Annotated in this window: 18 protein-coding genes and 1 riboswitch; of the genes, 5 read left to right on the plus strand and 13 right to left on the minus strand. The window is 70.1% G+C overall.

Going from position 1 to position 21,082, the window contains the following annotated elements:
• The first annotated feature begins 16 nt into the window (after window positions 1–16).
• Entirely contained in the window at window positions 17–616 is a 600-nt protein-coding gene (locus tag ACG04Q_RS06485) for a 3'-5' exonuclease (RefSeq protein WP_394510085.1), read from the plus strand.
• On the opposite strand, the gene ACG04Q_RS06490 is transcribed toward ACG04Q_RS06485, so the two are convergent.
• The 6 genes from ACG04Q_RS06490 to ACG04Q_RS06515 all read right to left on the minus strand — a co-directional run bounded on the left by ACG04Q_RS06490 (window position 602) and on the right by ACG04Q_RS06515 (window position 7,553).
• Entirely contained in the window at window positions 602–2,131 is a 1,530-nt protein-coding gene (locus tag ACG04Q_RS06490; protein WP_394510087.1) for a bifunctional hydroxymethylpyrimidine kinase/phosphomethylpyrimidine kinase, read from the minus strand. The two genes, ACG04Q_RS06485 and ACG04Q_RS06490, sit on opposite strands and share 15 nt — an antisense overlap.
• Window positions 2,128–2,916: a thiazole synthase gene (locus ACG04Q_RS06495; RefSeq protein WP_394510088.1), complete on the minus strand. Its 789-nt coding sequence runs from the start codon at window positions 2,914–2,916 to the stop codon at window positions 2,128–2,130. Before ACG04Q_RS06495 ends, ACG04Q_RS06490 begins: the two co-directional genes overlap by 4 nt.
• A gap of 4 nt (window positions 2,917–2,920) precedes the next feature.
• Window positions 2,921–3,124, minus strand: coding sequence for a sulfur carrier protein ThiS (thiS, locus tag ACG04Q_RS06500; RefSeq protein ID WP_394510089.1), 204 nt, complete (start codon window positions 3,122–3,124; stop codon window positions 2,921–2,923).
• Complete coding sequence (locus ACG04Q_RS06505) at window positions 3,117–4,115, minus strand: FAD-dependent oxidoreductase (RefSeq protein WP_394510090.1); 999 nt, start codon at window positions 4,113–4,115, stop codon at window positions 3,117–3,119. Before ACG04Q_RS06505 ends, thiS begins: the two co-directional genes overlap by 8 nt.
• Window positions 4,115–6,001, minus strand: coding sequence for a phosphomethylpyrimidine synthase ThiC (gene thiC, locus ACG04Q_RS06510; RefSeq protein WP_394510091.1), 1,887 nt, complete (start codon window positions 5,999–6,001; stop codon window positions 4,115–4,117). Before thiC ends, ACG04Q_RS06505 begins: the two co-directional genes overlap by 1 nt.
• 88 nt (window positions 6,002–6,089) lie before the next feature.
• Window positions 6,090–6,213: riboswitch (TPP riboswitch) on the minus strand.
• Window positions 6,214–6,224: 11 nt separating this feature from the next.
• Window positions 6,225–7,553: an MFS transporter gene (locus ACG04Q_RS06515; RefSeq protein WP_394510092.1), complete on the minus strand. Its 1,329-nt coding sequence runs from the start codon at window positions 7,551–7,553 to the stop codon at window positions 6,225–6,227.
• A 72-nt stretch (window positions 7,554–7,625) separates the two neighbouring features.
• Between ACG04Q_RS06515 and ACG04Q_RS06520 the strand changes: the two genes are divergently transcribed.
• The gene (locus ACG04Q_RS06520) at window positions 7,626–8,513 is read left to right on the plus strand and encodes a LysR family transcriptional regulator (protein WP_394510093.1); all 888 of its coding nucleotides are present in this window, start codon (window positions 7,626–7,628) and stop codon (window positions 8,511–8,513) included.
• Between the two features lie 19 nt (window positions 8,514–8,532).
• The gene (locus tag ACG04Q_RS06525) at window positions 8,533–9,672 is read left to right on the plus strand and encodes a hypothetical protein (RefSeq protein WP_394510095.1); all 1,140 of its coding nucleotides are present in this window, start codon (window positions 8,533–8,535) and stop codon (window positions 9,670–9,672) included.
• Between the two features lie 77 nt (window positions 9,673–9,749).
• Here the strand turns inward: ACG04Q_RS06525 and ACG04Q_RS06530 are convergent, their stop codons facing one another.
• Complete coding sequence (locus tag ACG04Q_RS06530; RefSeq protein ID WP_394510096.1) at window positions 9,750–12,992, minus strand: efflux RND transporter permease subunit; 3,243 nt, start codon at window positions 12,990–12,992, stop codon at window positions 9,750–9,752.
• Window positions 12,993–13,002: 10 nt separating this feature from the next.
• Window positions 13,003–14,169: an efflux RND transporter periplasmic adaptor subunit gene (locus ACG04Q_RS06535; protein WP_394510097.1), complete on the minus strand. Its 1,167-nt coding sequence runs from the start codon at window positions 14,167–14,169 to the stop codon at window positions 13,003–13,005.
• 335 nt (window positions 14,170–14,504) lie between these two features.
• On the opposite strand from ACG04Q_RS06535, the gene ACG04Q_RS06540 reads away from it, so the two are divergent.
• Entirely contained in the window at window positions 14,505–15,299 is a 795-nt protein-coding gene (locus ACG04Q_RS06540; RefSeq protein WP_394510098.1) for a substrate-binding periplasmic protein, read from the plus strand.
• 74 nt (window positions 15,300–15,373) lie between these two features.
• Here the strand turns inward: ACG04Q_RS06540 and aroC are convergent, their stop codons facing one another.
• Window positions 15,374–16,471 (minus strand): chorismate synthase, encoded by a 1,098-nt coding sequence (gene aroC / locus ACG04Q_RS06545; protein ID WP_394510099.1) that lies wholly within the window; start codon window positions 16,469–16,471, stop codon window positions 15,374–15,376.
• A gap of 70 nt (window positions 16,472–16,541) precedes the next feature.
• A complete protein-coding gene (locus ACG04Q_RS06550; protein WP_394510101.1) occupies window positions 16,542–17,009 on the minus strand; it encodes a CBS domain-containing protein in 468 nt (155 codons plus the stop codon).
• A 372-nt stretch (window positions 17,010–17,381) separates the two neighbouring features.
• Between ACG04Q_RS06550 and ACG04Q_RS06555 the strand changes: the two genes are divergently transcribed.
• Window positions 17,382–17,690 carry an Mpo1-like protein gene (locus ACG04Q_RS06555; protein WP_394510103.1) on the plus strand — a complete coding sequence of 103 codons (309 nt, stop codon included), beginning with the start codon at window positions 17,382–17,384 and terminating at the stop codon, window positions 17,688–17,690.
• A gap of 287 nt (window positions 17,691–17,977) precedes the next feature.
• Here the strand turns inward: ACG04Q_RS06555 and ACG04Q_RS06560 are convergent, their stop codons facing one another.
• From ACG04Q_RS06560 to kbl, 3 genes are read right to left on the minus strand one after another with little or no spacing between them, the layout of a single operon-like run.
• Window positions 17,978–18,835: a MipA/OmpV family protein gene (locus ACG04Q_RS06560; protein WP_394510104.1), complete on the minus strand. Its 858-nt coding sequence runs from the start codon at window positions 18,833–18,835 to the stop codon at window positions 17,978–17,980.
• A gap of 36 nt (window positions 18,836–18,871) precedes the next feature.
• Entirely contained in the window at window positions 18,872–19,828 is a 957-nt protein-coding gene (locus ACG04Q_RS06565) for an NAD-dependent epimerase/dehydratase family protein (RefSeq protein WP_394510105.1), read from the minus strand.
• Window positions 19,825–21,021, minus strand: coding sequence for a glycine C-acetyltransferase (kbl, locus tag ACG04Q_RS06570; RefSeq protein WP_394510106.1), 1,197 nt, complete (start codon window positions 21,019–21,021; stop codon window positions 19,825–19,827). Before kbl ends, ACG04Q_RS06565 begins: the two co-directional genes overlap by 4 nt.
• Window positions 21,022–21,082 lie beyond the last annotated feature (61 nt).

Consider the following 21,082-nt stretch of genomic DNA (forward strand, 5'->3'; position numbering starts at 1 on the left):
CGGCCATACTGCGGCGATGCGCAACCCGCCCCGCCAACGCCCCACCCCCGAGCAGATCGCCGCCATGCCGCCCTACGTGGCACTGCCGGCCAGCCGCATCCATCTTCTGAAGAGCGCCGCGCAGTGCGAAGCGGCCGAAGCGGCGCTGCGCGCCGCCGGGCACGTGGGATTCGACACCGAGAGCAAACCCGTGTTCGTGGCCGGCCAGCCGCAGACGGGGCCGGAGGTGATTCAGTTCTCGACGCTGACCGACGCCTACATCGTGCAGACGGCCACGCCCGGCGTGACGGACTTCCTGCGCGCCATGATCGAGTCGGACGAGGTGGTGAAGGTGGGCTTCGGCCTCGCGTCCGACCGGCCGCAGATCCACCGCAAGCTGGGCCTGACGCTGGGCAAGTCCATCGATGTGTCGCAGCTGGTGAAGCGGCTGGGCTTCAAGGACGCCGTCGGCCTGAAGGTTGCCGTGGCCGTCGTGCTGGGCCAGCGGTTTGCCAAGTCCAAGAAGGCCACCACGTCCAACTGGGCCAACGCAACACTGACGCCGCAGCAGCTGCAGTACGCGGCCAACGACGCTCACGCGTCGCTGCTGGTCTACCAGGCCCTAAGCACCGCCTAGCGAGGGGTGCGGCCAGGCCGGATCGGGCGTCGCCGGCATGCCCGCCCCGCTGCGCCACGCGTCCAGCCAGTCCTGCACCGGCAGTTCCTTGAGCCCGCGCACGACACAGCCGGCCGCGGCACCCGACGCGGCGATCCGGACCATCTGTTCCGGCACCATCACGCCACCGATGCCCACAACGGGCACCGGCGACATGGCGGCCCACCAGGCCAGGTTGTCCAGCCCCTGAGGCCGCCACGGCATGGCCTTGGTGAGCGTGGGCCACACAGGGCCGCAGGCCACGTAGTCCGGCGCCCAGGCCACCGCGCGGGCCAGCTCCCACAGGCTGTGCGAGCTGATGCCCAGCCGCAGGCCGCGTGCGCGCGCCTGGGCCAGGTCGGCGCGCGCGGTGGTGTCCAGCGCCAGCAGGTCTTCCTGCCCCAGGTGCACGAAGTCCACGCCCAACGCCAGCGCGGCACGCCAGTGGTCGTTGACGATGAAGGTGGCGCCGTGCCGCCGTGCGGCATCCCGCGCGGGCTGCACCTCGGCCGCCAGCCGGGTGTGCCAGGCGGCGCCGCTCTCGCCCGCGGCGCGCTTCAAGCGCAGCTGCACGGTCGTGAGCCCGGCATCGAACAGCTCGGCGGCCTGCGCGCCGCTGTCGGCGATGCCATAGACGCCTTCGATGGCCGGCGGCCCGTCCGGTCGGGCCGGCCAGCGCGCGGGCGGCGTGTCGAACAACCCGGGTAGCAGGCCCGCCTCGGTGATGAAGCCAGGCGCGGGCCGCACCGGGCCGGCACCGGCGCCGGGTGTCGCGTCGGGCAGCAGGCCCGCCGTCGTCAGCATCTTGGCCAGCACGGCCGCGTCCGCCGGCACGAAGCCCTTGGCCAGCGCGGCGGCCAGCGCCGTCGCAAAGCAGCAGCCGGTGCCGTGGTTGTTGCGCGCGGCGCGCCATGGCAGCGCCAGCCAGCCGCTCGCCTGCGGACTGTGCAGCCAGTCCTGCGCCAGCGGGCCGGCCGCGTCGCCGCCGGTGATGCAGACGGTCTGCACACCCAGCAGGGGCGACTGCTGCTGCGGGCAGCCCTCCCCCACCAGCCGGTCGGCCTCGCGGCGGTTGGGCGTGGCGACGGTGGCGCGCGGCAGCAGCTCGTCGCGGTAGGCCTGCAGCAACTCGTCACCGGCAAAACTGGCGCCGGTGGACGCGCGCAGCACCGGGTCCACCACCAGTGCCACCGGGCCGCGCTCGCGCAGCCGGTCCACCCAGCGGGTCACGACGCGCAGCTGCGCCACGCCGCCCAGCAGCCCGGTTTTGACGACGACCGGCGGCAGGTCTTGCGCCAGCGCGGCCAACTGGGCGTCCAGCTGTTCCGCCGGCACCGGGAACACCGCCTCCACCGCCCGGCTGTTCTGCGCGGTCACCGCTGCCGCCACCGGGCACAGGTGCACGCCCATGGCGTCGGCTGCGCGCTGGTCCGCCGAGAGGCCGGCGCCCCCGCCGCTGTCCAGGCCGGCAATGCTCCAGATGATCGGTGTCGTCATGAGATCAGGAAGGGCCTGCCACCCACCGGCGTGCTCGCCACGGCCATGTCCTGCTTGGCCATCACGCCGGCCTCGAAGCCCTGCCGCCCCGCCGCGATGGCCTGACCGAACGCGGCGGCCATGCGGACGGGGGCGCCCGCCTGTGCCACCGCCGAGTTCAGCAGCACGCCGTCCAAGCCCAGCTCCATTGCCTGCGCCGCATGCGACGGCGCGCCGATGCCGGCGTCCACGATCAGCGGCACGCCCGGCAGGCGCTCGCGCAGCACGCGCAGCGCGAACGGGTTCAGCAGCCCCTGGCCCGAGCCTATGGGCGCCCCCCAGGGCATCAGCACCTCGCAGCCCACGTCCAGCAGGCGGCGGCAGGTGACGAGGTCGTCGGTGCAGTACGGGAACACCTGGAAGCCGTCCTTCACCAACTGCTCGGCCGCGGCCACCAGCTCCCACGGGTCGGGCTGCAGCGTGTGCTCGTCGCCGACGACCTCCAGCTTGATCCACGGCGTGTCGTACAGCTCGCGGGCCATCTGCGCCAGGATGATGGCCTCGGTGGCCGTGCGGCAGCCCGCGGTGTTGGGCAGCAGGTGCCCGCCCGTCGACTTCAGCGTCTCCCGGATCGCGGCGACAAAGCCGTTGTCGCCCGCCGCGGCCAGCGTGCGCTTGAGGCCCACGGTCAGCACCTGCGCGCCGCTGGCCTGCACGGCCAGGCGCAGGATCTCGGGCGACGGATAGCCGGCGGTGCCGAGCAGGAAGCGGCTCGCCAGCGAGCGGCCGTACAGGGTGAAGCTCATGAGGTCAGCCCCCGGTGATGGGTTGGATCAAGGTCAGCTCGTCGCCGGGCTGGATCAGCGTGGCGTCGCGCCGGCCGCGCGGCACGAAGGCGCCGTTCAGCGCCGTGGCGACGGCATCGGCGGCCCGGCCCTGTTCGGCCAGCAGCGCGGCGACGCTCAAGCCCTCACGCCAGGGTTGGGCTTGGTGGTTCAGCGTGAATTCAGACATGTTGGAGCGCTTGTTCCGCGAGCGCCGGCGCCAGCAGCCAGCCGTGGCGGAAAAGCCCGTTGATGCGCAGCAGGCCCGGCTCGTGGTCGACACGCGGCTTGTGGTCCGGCAACGCCGGGCGCAGGTTGGTGTCCATGTGGACGATGCGCGCCTCGGCCAGCCCCGGCAGCACGCTGTGCGCGGCGGCCATCAGCTCGACGGCGCTGCGCAGGCTGACCGGCGAGCGGTCCTCGCTTTCCACCTCCGACGCGCCGACCACGATGACGTCACCCGGCCGCGGCACGAGGTAGACGCGGTGGCGCGGGTGCATCAGCCGCACGGGCCGCTGCAGCACCACGCCGGGCGCATGCAGCCACAGCATCTCGCCGCGCACGCCGCGCAGGCCCGGCAGGTCGTGCCGGGCGCCGAGGCCGCGCGTGTCGATGACGAGGTCGGCCACGAGCCGGCGGCCGTCGTCCAGCCGCAGCTCGTGCGGCTGCACCGCGGTGGCGAGGCGCCCCCACAGCCAGTCGATGCCGCCGGCCGGCCGGCCCAGCGCGGCCATCAGCTCGCGCGGCAGCAGCTGGCCTTCGCCGGGCAGCAGCCAGGCCTTGAGGTCGGGCGCGAGGTACGGCTCCAGCGCTTGCAGCGCGGCGCGGGCCAGCGGCTGCGGGCCGTCGGGCATGCGGGCCAGCACGCGCTGCGCGGCGCCCAGGTCGCTGCCATGGGCCAGCAGCAGGCTGCCGTGCGTGCGCACCAGGCCCGGCTGACCCAGCGCCTCGGCGATGGCCGGCCACAGCGCCAGCGAGCGCCATCCCAGCTCGGCGACCTCGGCATCGGCATGCTCGCGCTCGGCCAGCGGGCTCAGCATGCCGGCGGCCGTGAAGCCGGCCGCGCCGGGCTGCTCCGGCGCCGTGGCCGGGTCCACCACGCGCACGCGGTGCCCCGCCCGCGCGAGCTGCCAGGCCAGCAGCCGGCCCATGACGCCGGCGCCTGCAATGGCGATGTTCATCAGGCTTGCGGCTGGATGGGAATGTAGAGCTCGCCGCCGGCCGCCTTGAACTCGGCCGACTTGCGCGCCATGCCCACGGCGACGACCTCGGCCGCCTCCAGGCCGTTGCGGCTGGCGTACTCACGCACGTCCTGCGTGATCTTCATCGAGCAGAACTTCGGCCCGCACATCGAGCAGAAGTGCGCCTCCTTGGACGAGTCCTTGGGCAGCGTCTCGTCGTGATAGTCGCGCGCCGTGTCGGGGTCCAGGCCGAGGGCGAACTGGTCCATCCAGCGGAACTCGAAGCGCGCCTTGCTCATCGCGTCGTCGCGCGCGCGGGCGCCGGGGTGGCCCTTGGCGATGTCGGCCGCATGCGCGGCGATCTTGTAGGCAATGAGGCCCTGCTTCACGTCGTCGCGGTCGGGCAGGCCCAGGTGCTCCTTGGGCGTCACGTAGCACAGCATGGCCGTGCCCATCCAGCCGATCATGGCCGCACCGATGGCGCTGGCGATGTGGTCGTAGCCCGGGGCGATGTCGATGGTGAGCGGCCCCAGCGTGTAGAACGGCGCCTCGTGGCAGTGCTTCAGCTGCTCGTCCATGTTGGCCTGGATGAGGTGCATGGGCACGTGGCCGGGGCCTTCGATCATGGTCTGCACATCGTGCTTCCAGGCCACCTGCGTCAGCTCGCCCAGCGTCTTCAGTTCGGCGAACTGGGCTTCGTCGTTGGCGTCGGCGCCGCTGCCGGGGCGCAGGCCGTCGCCCAGCGAGAAGGTCACGTCGTAGGCCTTCATGATTTCGCAGATCTCTTCGAAGTGCGTGTACAGGAAGTTCTCGCGGTGATGCGTGATGCACCACTTGGCCAGGATGGAGCCGCCGCGCGACACGATGCCGGTGCGGCGCTTCGTGGTGAGGTGGATGAACGGCAGCCGCAGGCCGGCGTGGATGGTGAAGTAGTCGACGCCCTGCTCCGCCTGCTCGATCAGCGTGTCGCGGAAGATGGCCCAGGTCAGGTCCTCGGCGACGCCACCCACCTTCTCCAGCGCCTGATAGATCGGGACGGTGCCGATGGGCACGGGCGAGTTGCGAACGATCCAGTCGCGCGTCGTGTGGATGTTGCGGCCGGTGGAGAGGTCCATCACCGTGTCGGCGCCCCAGCGGATGCTCCACACCAGCTTCTCGACCTCTTCCTCGATGCTGGACGTGACGGCCGAGTTGCCGATGTTGGCGTTGACCTTCACCAGGAAGTTGCGGCCGATGATGGTCGGCTCCAGCTCCGTGTGATTGATGTTGGCGGGGATGACGGCGCGGCCGCGCGCGATCTCATCGCGCACGAACTCGGGCGTGATGACATCGGGGATGCGCGCGCCCATCGCGTTGCCGCGCAGGCGCTGCTCGCGCTCGGCGTCACCCAGGTAGTCGCGCATCCATTCGCGCCTGCCGTTCTCGCGCAGCGCGACGAACTCCATCTCCGGCGTGACGATGCCGCGGCGCGCATAGTGCATCTGCGAGACATTGGCGCCGGCCTGGGCGCGGCGAGGCGGGCGCTGCAACGCGGCGGCCTCGGCACGCAGCGCGGCGATGCGCTCGTTGTCCTCGTGCTTGCCGCCGTCGTCCAGCGCGACACGGGTACGGCCCGCGTAGGCCTCGGTGTCCGCCCGGTCGGCGATCCAGCTCGAACGCAGGGGCGGCAGCCCGCGGCGCACGTCGATGGCGGCCTTGGAGTCGGTGTAGGGGCCCGAGGTGTCGTGCACGACGACGCGCTCGCCGTTGGTCAGCGCGATCTCGCGCATGGGCACGGCCACGTCGGGCCGGCTGCCGGTCACGTAGACCTTGCTCGACGCCGGGAAGGGCTCGCGCGTCAGCGACACGCGTTCATCGAGGGTGAGGTGTTTGTCGGGGGCGTTCACGGCGGTCTCCTGGAGCTGATGGGTTCGCTGCTCCAAGGCCGCCTGTGGGCGCGCCGGACGCTCCACCGCCAGGGTGGTCGTCGGCACGCCGCATGGCGCGCGCTCTCCTTACGCCGGTACTAGCCGGTTCAAGTTCACGGGTTCGGTCGTCGTCGACCGTCTCAGCGTCAAGGCCTGCCTTGCGGCAGGCCCCGGCACCCCGGAGCGGGCGCGATTGTGCTTGTCATTTCGCGCGCCTGGCAAGCCCCAGTGCGAAAACAACCAGACCTGCCGCGATGGCAAAGCTCACCCCGAGGCCACCGGCCACGAAAACGGTCGCCATGGCCGAGGCGCCCGTGATGAGGCCCAGGTTGCGCGACAGCGTCAGCAACGCGCTGACGACGCCGCGCTGCGTTGCCGCCACGTCGGCCATCACGGCCGTGTTGTTGGCAGCCTGGAACAGCGCGTAGCCGGGCGTGACGATGACCAGCGGCCCGACGTAGGCCGCAGCGCCAAGCGACGCGGGCAGCACGACGATGAGCGCGCAACCCACCGCCATCGCGGCCAGGCCCAGTTGCGTCATGCGACCTGCGCCGAAGCGGTCCACCAGCCGCCCGGCCGGCACGCCGCTGACGGCAGAGACGAGCGGGCCGATGGACATCAGTGCGCCCACCGCCGCAGTGCCGATGCCCAGGGCACCACCCAGGTGGAACGGGCCGACGACCAGCGTGGCCATCATGACGGCCGACACCAGCGCATTCATCGCCAGGCCGGCAGCGAGCGCAGGCTCGCGCAGGCGCTCCAGCCGAACCAGCGGCGCCGCGGCGCGGCCTTCGGTGCGCAGGAACATCCACAACCCCGCGGCGGCCACGGCGAACAGTGCTGCATGGCGCGTCATCGCCAACGAATAGGCGGCCAGCGTCAGCGCCAGCCACAGCGTACCGGGCAGGTCAAAGCCAGCGGCCCTGCCCGCGCCGCTATCCGCCGGCAGGCAACGCCAGGCCACGGCAAACGTGAGCAGGCCCAGCGGCAGGTTCACCGCAAACAGGGCTGGCCAGCCGAAGCTCGCGATCAGCACACCGCCCAGCGATGGGCCCAGCGCCGTGCCGATCGCCGACATCGTGCCCAGCAACCCCATCGCGCGACCGGTGCGCTCCTTGGGCAGTGCAGCGCCGACCAGAGCCATCGTCAGCGCCAGCATGGCGGCGGCGCCCACGCCCTGCAGCGCGCGGCCAGCGAGCAGCAGCGGCAGCGTGGGCGCCACGGCGCACAGCGCGGACGCCGCGGTGAACAGCGCGACACCGGCCAGCAGCAGCCGGCGCTTGCCCATCAGGTCGCCCAGCCGGCCAGCGCCGACGATGAGCGTCGTCGTGGCCAGCAGATAGGCCAGCACGACCCATTGCACCTGGCCGAGCTTGGCGTCGAAGGCCGCCGCCAGCGTGGGCAACGCGACGTTGGCGCTGCTGATGGCCAGCGATGGCAGCAGCGTGGCGAGGGCGAGGCTGGCGAGCACGCCGGTAACGGGTGTGGCGGCCGGTGTCGCGGCCGGAGAGGCGAGAGGCGTGGTGTTCATGCCTCAACCATAGGCATTGGTCGGCCATGGCGGAAGCCGCATCATCTGCACTTCATACCTGCACGAGACGCCATGTCAAACCCCGACCTCAATCTGCTGCTGACCCTGGACGCGCTGCTTGCCGAGGGCAGCGTGGCCGGAGCCGCGCGGCGGCTGCGACTCAGCCCGTCGGCGATGAGCCGGTCCCTCGCGCGGCTGCGTGAAGCGACGGGCGACCCGCTGCTGGTGCGCGCCGGCCGCGGCTTGGTGGCCTCGCCGCGGGCGCTGGAACTGCGCGAGCGCATCGCCCCCCTGGTGCAGGAGGCTCAGGCAGCGCTCAGGCCGGCGGCGGCATTGCGGCTGGACACGCTGGAGCGCGAGTTCACGCTGCGCACGCGCGAGGGCTTTGTCGAGAACTTCGGCGCCGCGCTGCTGGCGCGCGTCGCCGGCGAGGCGCCGGCCGTGCGGCTGCGCTTCGTGCCCAAGACGGACCGCGACAGCGGGCCGCTGCGCGACGGCAGCGTGGACCTGGAAACGGGCGTCATCGGCGCCACCACTGGGCCGGAGCTGCGCGCGCAGGCCTTGTTCGGCGACCGCTTCGTCGGCGTCGTGCGCGAGGGCCACGCGCTGAGCCGCGGGCGCGTGACGGTGGCGCGCTTCGCCGCCGGGCAGCACATCGCCATCTCACGCGGCGGCACGGCGACCGGACCGGTCGACGACGCGCTGACGGCGCTGGCACTGCGGCGCGATGCCGCCGTCACGGTGACCGGCTTCGGCCAGGCGCTGGCGCTCGTGCGCGGTTCGGACCTAATCGCCACCGTGCCGGAGCGCCACACCGGCACGCTGCGCGACGGCCTTGTCACGTTCGCGCTGCCACTGCCGCTGGCGCCGTTCACGGTATCGCTGCTGTGGCATCCGCGCATGGACGGCGATGCCGCGCACCGCTGGCTGCGCGGCTGCGTGCGGGAGAGCTGCGCCTGAGCGTGTCAGGATGCGCGCCATGCATTCACCATCGATGAGCCAGATCGCGTCGCCGTCGGCGGGCTCGCCTCCGTGGGCACGGGGCCGGCTGCGCGTGCAGCTGGGCGCGGTGCTCGCTTTCAGCGTGGCGCTGCTGGCCCTTGCGGCGCTGCCGGTGCTGTGGGCCATCGCGCCCTGGCTACCGCCGGCGCTGCTTGCCTCGGCGGCTGTGCTCGCGCTGCCGGTCGCCTGGTGGGCGCGGCAACGCGCACGAGCGGCCGTCTGGCCCTGGGCCAAGTGCGCGCTGGCCCTGTACGGCCTGGCCGGTGTGCTGATCGCCGCACCCATCTACTACCTTGGGCTGGTCACTGCCTTGAAGCCGCCCATCCAGCCGCAGGTGGTGCTGACCAACGGCAGCCGCACGCTGACCTTCCAGGGCATGATGCACGTGGGCACCGACGCCTTCTATCGCTCGGTCGTCTACGACGCGGGCAAGGCCTTGATGGAGGGCGCCGTCATCTACTACGAGGGCGTGCTGCCCGACCCGCGCGCCGATGCCTGGCTGAGCGAATACCTCGGCACCGGCGCCGACCTGGCCCGCGCCTACGAACAGCTGGCGTCGACCTGTGGCCTGGTGTTCCAGGCCAGCTACTTCGCGCCGCTGGAGATCGACAAGCAGCTGCACCCGGAACGGCATGTGGCGGCGGACGTGTCGTCACTGGCGCTGCAGCGGGAGTTCGACCGGCTGCTGGCCACCGACATGACGTTCCTGGAGGCGATGCAGGACCGCGAGGCCAGCCGCAGCGTGCCCGCCATCGGCAACCAGCAACTGGCTGCCTTCGTGGCCTGGCAGCGGCGCGGCAACGAGCGCCAGCAGGCGATTGCCGGCACCGTCTGCCGCGGCATGCTGACGCTGCTGCTGCGCCCGCGCAGCGCCAAGGCCCGGCCGCGCGATCCGTTCGACGCGGTGACCATCGACTACCGCAATCGCCAGTTGGTGCAGCGGCTGCTGGCCGACCCGCACGACAAGATCTTCCTCACCTACGGCTCGGCCCACCTGCCAGGCGTCTATGCGCTGTTGAAGCAGGACGATGCGCGCTGGCGGGTGGAGTCCGTCAAGTGGATGCGCAGCGTCGCGCCGCCCGAGCACCTGAACGGCAAGCTCGACCTGGAGCCCTGAGCACGCGCCAGCAAAAAGGGCCGGCCACTTGCGCGGCCGGCCCGAAGCGCTGGAGCGCGCTCGAGGGAGATCGGTTGTCAGTCCTTGTCCGCCGGCATGGCGCCGGGCATGCCGTGCAGCGGCAGCGCACCGCCGCCCTGCTCCGCGGCCGGCTTGGCGGCGGGCTTCCTGTCGCGCACGAGGTAGCTGTACAGCACCGGCACCACCACCAGCGTCAGCAGCGTCGACGTGATGACGCCGCCGATGATGGCGCGGCCCATGGGCGCCTGGATCTCGCCGCCGTCGTTCAGCGCGATGGCCATCGGCAGCATGCCGAACACCATCGCCGCCGTCGTCATGATGATGGGGCGCATGCGGATCAGGCCGGCCTCGCGCAGCGCCTCGGCGACCGTCGCGCCGGCCTTGCGGGCGTGGTTGGCGAAGTCCACCAGCAGGATGGCGTTCTTGGTGACCAGGCCCATCAGCATGACCAGGCCGATCATCGAGAACACGTTCAGCGTGGAGCGCCACAGCAGCAGTGCCAGCATCACGCCGATCAGCGCCAGCGGCAGGCTGGCCATGATGGCGATGGGCTGCAGGAAGCTGCCGAACTGGCTGGCCAGCACGATGTAGATGAAGATGCCCGCCAGTGCCATGGCCGCGAGCAGCCCGTTGAAGGCCTCGGCCTGCTGCTTGCCGGCGCCGTCCACCTTGAAGCTGACGCCCGGCGGCAGCTGCGTGTTCTTGATGAGCTTCTGCACGTCGGCGTTGACGTCGCCGCCCGGACGGCCCTGCACGCCGGCGAACACGGCCTCGCGGCGCTGCAGGTTCTCGCGGCGGATGACCTCGGGGTTGAACACCGGCTCGATGGTGGCCACCTGGTCCAGCGTGATGGGCGCGCCGCTGCTGGAGAACGCGACGGGCAGCTTGCTCATCTGCTCGATGCGCTCGCGCTGTTCGCGCGGCAGGCGCAGCAGCACTTCGACCTGGTTGCCGTCCGGCGTCGTCCAGTAGGTCGCGATCTCGCCGTTCACGTAGGCACGCAGGCTGGAAGCGATCTGCGGCGCCGTCAGGCCCAGCTCGCGGATGGCGGAGTCCTTCAGGCGCACCGCGAAGGCCGGCAGGCCGGGCTTGACGGTGGTGTCGACGTCCACGGCGCCGGGGATCTTCTTGATCTTCTCGACCAGGTCGGTGGCGGACTGCGTCAGCACCTCGGGGTCGCTGCCCAGCAGCGTGATCCAGATCGGCCGGTTGAAGCCGACGCTGACCTCGATGCCGGGAATCTTGGCGATGTCGCCACGGATGGCGTCCTCGATCTCCTTCTGCGTGCGCTTGCGCTCGCTGCGGTCGGTCAGCGTGATGTTCAGCGCCGCCTGGTTGCGGCCGGTGGCCAGGCCTTCGCCGGTGCTGCCGACGACGGTGGAGACGGTCTTGATCTCGGGGTAGTTCTTGAGGATCTCCTCGATCTGCGCCACCTTGGCGCTGCCGCGCTCGATGCTGCTGGCCACCGGCATGCGCAGGTTGACCTGCGTGAAGCCGTTGTCCGTCTCAGGCACGAACTCGCTGCCGACCAGCGGCGCCAGCGCCAGCGCCGCGACGAAGCTGGCGACGGCGCCCCACATGACGAGGCCGCGCGGCGTCAGCGTCGCGAAGCGCAGCACACGCCTGGCGGACTTGTCGCGCCGACCGTCCGCGCCGAACGGGTGGCCGTAGGCGGGGATGGGCGGCACGAAGACGCGGTAGCGGCGGCCGGAGAAGGCCCAGTCGATCAGGCGCGCGTAGAGGTCGTGCAGCCGGTCCATGCCCCAGTCGGTCGCGCGGATGGCGTGGCCGATGACGGGCCAATGCTTGATGCGCGCATTCGGCGGGTCGTGCCAGACGGAGGACAGCATCGGGTCCAGCGTGAAGCTGACGAACAGGCTGACCAGCACGGCCACCGCGACGGTGATGCCGAAGGGATAGAAGAACTTGCCGATGATGCCGCCCATGAAGGCGACCGGCACGAACACGGCGCAGATGGCGAAGGTGGTCGCCATGACGGCCAGGCCGATCTCGTTGGTGCCGTCGAACGACGCGGTGCGGTGGTCCTTGCCCATGCCGACGTGGCGCACGATGTTCTCGCGCACGACGATGGCGTCGTCGATGAGCAGGCCGATGCATAGGCTCAGCGCCATCATCGTCATGAAGTTCAGCGTGAAACCGAACGCATGCACGGCGATGAAGCTGGAGATGACGGCGATGGGCAGCGTCAGGCCCGTGATGATGGTGGAGCGCCAGCTGTGCAGGAACAGGAACACGATGGCCACGGTCAGCAGCGCGCCTTCGATCAGCGTGTGGCGCAGGCCGGTCAGCGAGCCCTTCACGAAGTCGCTGGCGGCATAGATCATGCGCAGCTCCACGTCCTTGGGCAGCGTGCGGCGCAGCTCTTCCATCGCCTCCTTCACGGCCTCGCCGGTGCGGACGATGTTGGCGTCCTGCTGCTTGAAGATATTGAAGCTGACGGCCGGCTGGCCGTTGATGCGGGCGATGCTGTCCTGCTCACGCTCGCGCTCCACCAGCGTGCCGAGGTCGTTCAGCGTCAGCGCCAGGCTACCGCGGCGGGCCACCACCATGTTGCCGAAGGCCTTGGGGTCCTTCACGCGGCCTTCCACGCGCAGGATGGCGTCGGAGGTCTGGTCGGACAGCAGGCCCACCGGCTGGTCGGCATTGGCATCGGCCAGCGCCTTGGCGATCTCGGCCGGCGTCACGCCGTAGGCGCGCAGCCGCATGGGGTCCAGGTCGATGCGCACTTCGCGCGTCGTCATGCCGCCCACGTCCACCTTGGCCACGCCTTCCACCCGGCCCAGCCGCTTGGAGACGATGAGGTCGGCCATCATCGACAGCTCGCGCGAGCCCCGCGTCGGGCTCAGCAGCGCCATGACGACGACCGGCTGCGAGTTGTCGTTCTCGAAGCGCTGCACCGTGGGCGGCTTGGCGTCCCGCGGGAAGCGGGCCTGCGCGGCGGCCACGCGGTCGCGCAGGTCCTGCATCGCGCGGCCCATGTCGGCGTTCAGCGAGAACTCGACGCTGGCCTGCACGCGGCCCTCGAAGCTGCGCGACTGGATACGTTCCACGCCGGCAATCGTGTTCAGGGCTTCTTCCAGCGGCTTGGCGAGCTCACGCTCGACCGCCTCGGGCGAGGCGCCGGGGTAGCGCACGTCCACCGACGCGCCTGGGAAGGAGATGTCGGGCATCTGCTCGACGCCCAGGCGGGCGTAGGCGAACAGGCCCAGCACGCACAAGGCCACCATCACCATGGTCGCGAAGACCGGGTTCTGGATGGAAACGCGGGTCATCCACATGGCGCGGCCCTCACTGTTGAGCCGGCGCCGAGGCGCTGGCACTGGCGACCTTGGCGGACTTGGCCGCCACGATCAGCGCCGGGTCGCCCTCGCGCAGATTGTCGAAGCGTGCGGCCAGCACCTGCGCCTCGGGCTTGAGGCCGTTCAGGATCTCGACGCGGCCTTCGCGGGCGTCGCTGCGGCCAGTCGTCACGACGCGGCGCACCAGCGCGCCGTTCTCGATCATCCAGACCTGCTCCTGGCCGGAGTTGCGGCTGATGGCGGCGATGGGCACCGTCAGGCGCTGCGTGTCATCGGCCAGCACCACCTTGGCGGCGGCGTACTGGCCGGCGCGGTAGAGCTCCTTGGGGTTGTCCAGCACCAGCGTCACGCCGATGGAACGCGTGCCCGGCTCGGCGGCAGGCGCGATGCGGGCGATCCTGGCCTCCACCGGCTGCTCCACGCCCTCCACCTTCACCTGCACCGGCATGCCCGGCTGCAGGCGGCTGACCTCGTGCGTGCCCACCAGCCCCGCCAGCTCCAGCTTGGCCAGGTCGACGATGGTCAGGATCTGCTGCTCGGCCGCGAGCTTCTCGCCCGGCAGCGCATGGCGCTTGGCGACGACGCCGTTGATGGGCGACACCAGGCCGGCCTGGCGCATCGTCACCTGGCTGGTGTCCAGCTGGGCCTTGGCGGCCAGCCAGTTGGCACGGGCGGATTCATAGGCGGCGCGCGAGTTGTCCAGCGCCGTCTGCGCGATGAAGTTCTTCGCGGCCAGGCCCTCGTTGGCCTTGTAGCTGCGCTCGGCCTGGTCCATCTGGGCGCGCATGGCTTCCACGCTCGCGCCGCGCTCGGCAATGCGATAGCGCAACTCTTCGAGGTCCACCTGGCCCAGCGCCTGGCCGGCCTTCACGCGGCTGCCCTCGCCCACGGCCAGGTTCAGCAGCGTGCCGTTGGACTTGGCGCGCACGACCACCGTGCCCGGCGCCACCAGCGGGCCGCTGAATTCGATCTGCGCGGGCATCGCCGTGACGACGGGCTTGACGACCTCGCTGGCGACGAACTCCAGCGCCGGCTTGGCCTTCTCTTCACCCGGCTTCTTCGGGCCCTCGCCCTTGCTCGCCATGACCGCCACGCCGGCACCGCCCACCAGCAGCACGACGGCCGCAAGGCCGCCCAGCTTCACAGACTTGCGCATAACTCCCCCAGACAGCTTCAGTTTCGAGACCTTCACAGTCTAGAAATCCGGGTTTCCAGGTGCAGCGGACTTGTGACGAAACGCCGTTTGCTGGGGCTGAGCTGCACCCGCTGGAGCATGGATGAAGAGCCGATTGAGTTCGACGAAGCGCGGGGACAGAGCGGCAAGGAGGGAAGCCTGCGCGCCAGGGAGGATGCCCGGACCGACAAGCGCCAACAGACCACGTGGTTCACCGCGCAGTTGGGATGCCAAGCAGCATGGGCGGCAGCGCCGTTGTAATAAAGTCCCGGGCGTCAATTTCTATCGGGTGCACTCGCTCCCTGCGGCTTTAGGCCATGAATTTCAAACCTTGGGTTGTCATTGGCCTGACAGTCGTACTGGGCCTGCCGCTGTCGCAGGCCAAGGAGGCTGCGCCTCTGCGCTTGCGCTTCGTAACCGCCCCCTTCCCGCCGTTGATGTATTTCGATGAGCGGCGTCAGCCCACGGGCCCGACGGTGCAACTCCTGCAGGAGGCTTGCGCGCGTCTGGCCTGGACGTGTTCCGTCGAGATGATGCCCTGGCGGCGTGCGCTGCGCACCATGGAGCTGGGGGCGGCCGACGGCATCTTCACCATCAGCGCCTCGGCCGACTACGCGCGCCAGTTGTACGTCAGCGTTCCGGTTACTGCCTCCGAGCTGGAGTTCTTCCGACAGGCTGGTGATTCCTGGGTATTCCACGGCGACAACCGGGAGTTGGTCGGGCGCGTTCTGGGCGTGCAGGAAGGCACGCTGGCGGCCTCGGTGGCGAACGCCATGATTCGCGACATGCGCGGTAGCCAGCTCATGGCCGAGGCGGATGTCCGAACCGTCTTGCGCAAATTGTCGGCCGGCCGCTATGGCAGTCGGGGCCTGGCTTTGCTGCCCGCCAGGGTCGCGCGGCGAATCATTGCCGAGGAGCATCTGAACAGTCTGGAGTTCGCGGGCGCCGCTCAGCGCTCCGCCGGCTCGTTTGGCCTGCTTCGCACGCGGGTCAGCGCACAGCAGGCCGGCCAGTTCGATCAAGTGCTCTACAGCTTGTGCAAGGAAGGCCGCACGGCCGAATTGTTCAAGCCCCAGGGGATTGAGCCCCTGGCATGCGCCCACCCGTCGTGATTCCTGCGGGGCTGGCCCGAGCCCAGCCCCCGAGTTGTCACTGACCGCTTGGGTGAGCGCCCCGGTTCGCCGCCTCAGCGTTGCGCCGCTATGGCCTCGATGGGCAGCACCACATCCCCGCACTGGGCGCGATGGCGCAGCGCATGGTCCATCAATACAAGGGCCAGCATGGCCTCGGCGATGGGCGTGGCGCGGATGCCCACGCAGGGGTCGTGGCGGCCGAAGGTCTCGACGACCGTCGGGTTGCCGGCGCGGTCGATGCTGGCCTTGGGGCTGCGGATGGAGCTCGTGGGCTTGATGGCGATGCTGGCCACGATGTCCTGGCCCGTGGAGATGCCGCCCAGCACGCCGCCCGCGTTGTTGCTGGCGAAGCCCTCGCGGCTCAGTTCGTCGCCGTGCTGCGTACCACGCTGCGACACGACGCCGAAACCCTCGCCGATCTCCACGCCCTTGACGGCGTTGATGCCCATCAGCGCGTAGGCGATGTCGGCGTCCAGCTTGTCGAACAGCGGCTCGCCCAGGCCCACGGGCACGCCGGTGGCCTCCACGCGGATGCGCGCGCCGACCGAGTCGCCGGCGCGGCGGAGGTCGTCCATGTAGGCCTCCAGTTCGGCGATCTTGCTGGCGTTGGCCGCGAAGAACGGGTTCTGGCCCACGTGCTGCCAGCCCTCGAACGGGATCTCGATCTCGCCCAGCTGCGTCATGCAGCCGCGGAACGCGGTGCCGAACTTCTCGCGCAGCCATTTGCGGGCGACGGCGCCGGCGCCCACCATCGGCGCCGTCAGCCGCGCCGACGAGCGCCCGCCGCCGCGCGGGTCGCGCACACCGTACTTGCGCCAGTAGGTGTAGTCGGCGTGTCCGGGGCGGAAGGTGTCGAGGATGTTGCCGTAGTCCTTGCTGCGCTGGTCGGTGTTCTCGATCAGCAGGCAGATGGGCGTGCCGGTCGTGACGCCCTCGTAGACACCGGACAGGATCTTCACCGCATCGGGCTCGTTGCGCTGCGTGACGTGCCGGCTGGTGCCGGGGCGACGGCGGTCCAGCTCGGGCTGGATGTCGGCCTCGCTGAGCGCCAGCCCGGGCGGGCAGCCGTCGATGACGCAGCCAATGGCCGGCCCGTGGCTTTCGCCGAAGTTGGTGACGCGGAAGAGTTCGCCGAAGGTGCTACCTGACATAGCCGGCGATTTTAGGTGGCGCGCAAAAGCAAAAGCGGCCCCGCAAGGCCGCCTTCATGCGTTGCGAACTTCAGAGCTTGGGCTCGGCCTCGGCGCTGCCCTCTTCCACCGGCCAGTCGCGGATGTAGGCCTTGAGCATGCGGTTCTCGAAGTCCTGGCTGTCGACGACGGCCTTGGCCACGTCATACAGCGAGATCACGCCCATCAGCGTCTTGCCGTTCATGACCGGCATGTAGCGCGCGTGGCGGCCCAGCATCATGCGGCGTACCTCGTCGATCTCGGTCTCGGGCGTGCAGGTCAGCGGTGCGTCGTCCATGACCGTGCGCACGATGGTGGAACCCACCGCGCCCTGGTTCTTGACGACGGCGGAAATGACCTCGCGGAACGTCAGCATGCCGACGAGGTCGCCATGCTCCATGACGACGAGCGAACCGATGTCGCGCTCGGCCATGACGGCGAGCGAGTCCTTCAACGGTTCGTCGGGCGAGACCGTGAACAGGGTGCCGCCTTTGACACGCAGGATATCGACGACTTTCATAGGGGCCTCCTAGGGCCTGTTAAGGCTATGGGAATCGGTGCGAGAGGGTCTGCGCGGGTGCAGGGCCAGGCGCCGCGCTGAAGCCCGGGCCGGGTGCCCGGGCAAGGCGCGCAACGACGCCCTGCGCCCGCGCAGCCCCTCTCCCGAAGGGTTGTCACTCAAAAGCCCGCGCGCGGCGTTGCGAAGCCTCGCTGGGGTCGACCCCAGCTTCGACTTCGCGCCTTGCTCGCGGGCTTTTGAGTGGCAACGCATCCGATCCCCATAGCCTTAACAGGCCCTGACACGCGGGGTCAACATAGCACACATTATTCGCGCATCCACCCCATAGAAAACACCATGCCGCCCCTGCGCGGCGCAGGCTCGAATCGGCGCATGGGCACTGACAGCTTCCGCCGCTTCGCCGACTTCTATCCGTTCTACCTGGGCGAGCACGCCGACCGCCGCAACCGCCGGCTGCACTTCATCGGCTCGACGCTGGTGCTGGCGTGTGTGTGGCAGCTGGCGAGCACGGGGCGGCCGCTCTGGCTGTTGGCCGCGCTGCTGTGCGGCTACGGCTTCGCGTGGGTGGGGCACTTCTTCTTCGAGAAGAACCGCCCGGCAACGTTCAAGTACCCGCTCTACAGCTTCATGGGCGACTGGGTCATGTACGCCGACATCTGGCGCGGGCGGGTGAAACTGTAGGGCGGGTCTGCCAAACGCCTAGGGAGGGTCTGCAAAACCCCTGTGGGCCGCGGCGAGGTCTTTGCCGGATGCGGGGCAAGGCGCGGACCGCCGCCCAGGCTCGTGCCTGGGCAAGGTTCGCAACGCCGCCCCGCGCCGGCAAAGCCACGCCCCTGCGGTTTGCGACAACGCCGGCCCGCGCGGGTGTTGCACCGCTCGCCGGGGCGGCCAGCCCCAGCTTCGCGATGCACCTACTCGCGGGCCGGTGCTGTCGCAAACGCGGCCCACAGGGGTTTTGCAGACCCTCCCTAGTTCCGCCAGGCCACGCCCAGCCCGGCCGCGGCGCTGCCGGTCTTCTGCACCAGAGGACTGTCGGCCGCCGGGCCTAGCAGCCGGCTGGTGCCGGCGCCGCCGAACAGGAACCAGTGCTTGCTCAGCGCGTGCTTGAAGCCGAAGCCGAAGTGCACGTCACGCAGCCCCGCGCCGGGCTCGTAGGCAGGCTTGCCCGTGCTCGCCGTGGCCGACGCGGGCACGCCGAAATAACTGCGCAGGTTCTGCGCATTGGCGGCCGACACGCCCAGGCCGGTGCTCCACTCGGTGTGCTCACTGCGGTAAAAGCGCCAGCCCAGGTCCACGCTGCCGGTCAGGCCGCCCTGGCGGCCCAGCACGTCCTGCGACAACGAAGCGCCGAGGTTCCAGTCGGGCGTGAGGCTGTAGTTCACGTAAACGCGGGCGCGCAGCGTGCGCTTCACGTCGGGCAGGCCCTGAGTGCTGCGGGCGTCTCCGCTGTCCCGGCCGCTGTCCACGCGCAGCGACACGCCCAGTCGCCACTTGTCACGCTCGATGAGCTGCGTGCTGGCGCCCGGGCCGGCGCCGTCGCGGCCAAAGCCCAGCAGCGCGCTGCCGCCCGACGTGGCGATGCGGAAGCGGCCGATCTTGGCGGCCCACAGCGGCTTGATCTTGACGCGCTGCCGGCTGGACCCGTCGTACTCGGGGCCGATGGCCAGCGAGGCGCCGAGCAAGTAGCGGATGTTCTCGTCCGCGTCTGGCTTGTCGGGCTTGTCGGGCTTGTTGACCTTCTCGGCCGCGGACGATTCCTGCGCCTGCGCCGTCACCATGCAGGCCAGCGCAGTGCAGAACAGGGCAGCGGTCAGGCGATGTGGCATCGGGCCAGCCTACCAGCCCCGTGACGCTGCCGGTTGTCAGCCGGCCTTCAGCTCGCGTGCCAGATTCAACAGCATGTCGTCGACCATGGCGTCCAGGTCGTATTTCAGCGCCCAGCCCCAGTCGGCCTGCGCCGCGCCGTCGTCGATGCGCTGCGGCCAACTGGCGGCGATGGCCTGGCGGAAGTCGGGCACGCAATCCATCGTGAAGCCGGGGATGCGGCGACGGATGCTGGCGGCGATCTGCTCGGGCGTGAAGCTGACGCCGGCGAGGTTGTAGCTGCCGCGCTGCTTCACGCGTTCAGCCGGCGCGTTCATCAGCTCGATGGTCGCGCGCAGCGCATCGGGCATGTACATCATCGGCAAGGCCTGGCCCTGCTCCAGGAAGCAGGTGTAGCGGCCGTCCTTGATGGCCGAGTGGAAGATCTCGACGGCGTAGTCCGTCGTGCCGCCACCGGGTGGAGTTTTCCAGCTGATGAGGCCGGGATAGCGCAGGCTGCGCACGTCCACGCCGTGCTTGGCGTGGTACCAGGCGCACCAGCGCTCGCCGGCCAGCTTGCTGATGCCGTAGACCGTCGTCGGGTCCATCACGGTCGTCTGCGGCGTGTCGACGGCCGGCGTGCTTGGGCCGAAGGCGGCGATGGAGCTGGGCCAGAAGATCTTGTCCAGCTTCTCGTGCCTGGCCAGCTCCAGCACGTTGAGCAGGCCTTTCATGTTCAGGTCCCAGGCCCACATCGGGTGCTTCTCGCCGTTGGCCGACAGCGCGGCGGCGAGGTGGTAGATCTGCGTGACCTTGTGGCGCTTGACGATGGTGGTGAGCGCGCCGGCATCGGTCACGTCCAGCATCTCGTGCTTCAGCGTGGGCACGCGGCCCTGGGGGCTCAGGTCGCTGGTGATGACGGCGTCGTTGCCGTGCAGCTTGGCAAGTTCGGTGGCCAGTTCGGTGCCGATCTGGCCGTTGGCGCCGATGATGAGGATGCGGGTGGGCTTGCTCATTTCACCAGCCCCAGTTCGCGGCCAGCCTGCGTGAAGGCGGCGACGGCCTTCTCCAGATGCTCGCGCTCGTGCACGGCCGAGACCTGCACGCGGATGCGCGCCTGGCCCTTGGGCACCACCGGGAAGAAGAAGCCGACGGCGTAGATGCCCAGCTCGAGGATGCGCTTGGAGAGTTCCTGCGCCTTGACCGCGTCGTAGACCATGATGGGCACGATGGGGTGGGTGCCGGGCTTGATCTCGAAGCCGGCGGCCTGGATCGCCTCGCGGAAGTAGGCGGTGTTGGCCTCCAGCTTGTCGCGCAGCGCGGTGGAGCCTTCCAGCAGGTCCAGCACCGCCAGCGACGCACCGGCGATGCTGGGGGCCAGCGTGTTGCTGAACAGATAGGGCCGCGAGCGCTGGCGCAGCAGCTCGATGACTTCCCTGCGAGCCGCGGTGAAGCCGCCCGACGCGCCGCCCAGTGCCTTGCCGAAGGTGCCGGTGACGATGTCGATCTTGCCGAACACGCCGCAATGCTCGGTCGTGCCGCGGCCCGTCTTGCCCATGAAGCCGCTGGCGTGGCATTCGTCAACGCCCAGCAGCGCGTCGTACTGGTCGCACAACGCGCGGATCTTGTCGAGCTGCGCGATGGTGCCGTCCATGCTGAACACGCCGTCGGTGAACACCAGCGTGTGGCGGGCACCCTTGGCCCTGGCTTCCTGCAGGCAGCGCTCGAGGTCTGCCAGGTTGTTGTGTTCGTAGCGGTAGCGCTGCGCCTTGCACAGGCGGATGCCGTCGATGATGGAGGCGTGGTTCAGCGCGTCGCTGATGATCGCGTCCTGCTCACCGAGCAGCGGCTCGAACAGGCCGCCGTTGGCATCGAATGCGGCGGCGTACAGGATGGCGTCCTCGCAGCCGACGAAGCGGGCGATGCGCTGCTCCAGCGTCTTGTGCAGGTCCTGCGTGCCGCAGATGAAGCGCACCGACGACAGGCCGAAGCCATGCGTGCGCAGTGCCTCATGCGCGGCTTCGATGACGGCCGGGTGCGACGACAGGCCCAGGTAGTTGTTGGCGCACAGATTGATGACCTCGCGCCCCTCGCTGGTCTTGACCACCGCGCCCTGCGGCGTCGTCAGGATGCGCTCGGCCTTGTAGAGGCCCGCCGCGCGGATGCCGTCCAGCTCGGACTGCAGGTGTTGATAGAAGGCTTGGCTCATGGCGCAGCTCCTGGTGCACAATTCGGTAAATTGAACGCGTTCGATATATCGAACTTGCGTG

It is taken from the genome of Pelomonas lactea, assembly GCF_043555885.1.
Classification (GTDB): Bacteria; Pseudomonadota; Gammaproteobacteria; order Burkholderiales; family Burkholderiaceae_C; genus Pelomonas; species Pelomonas lactea.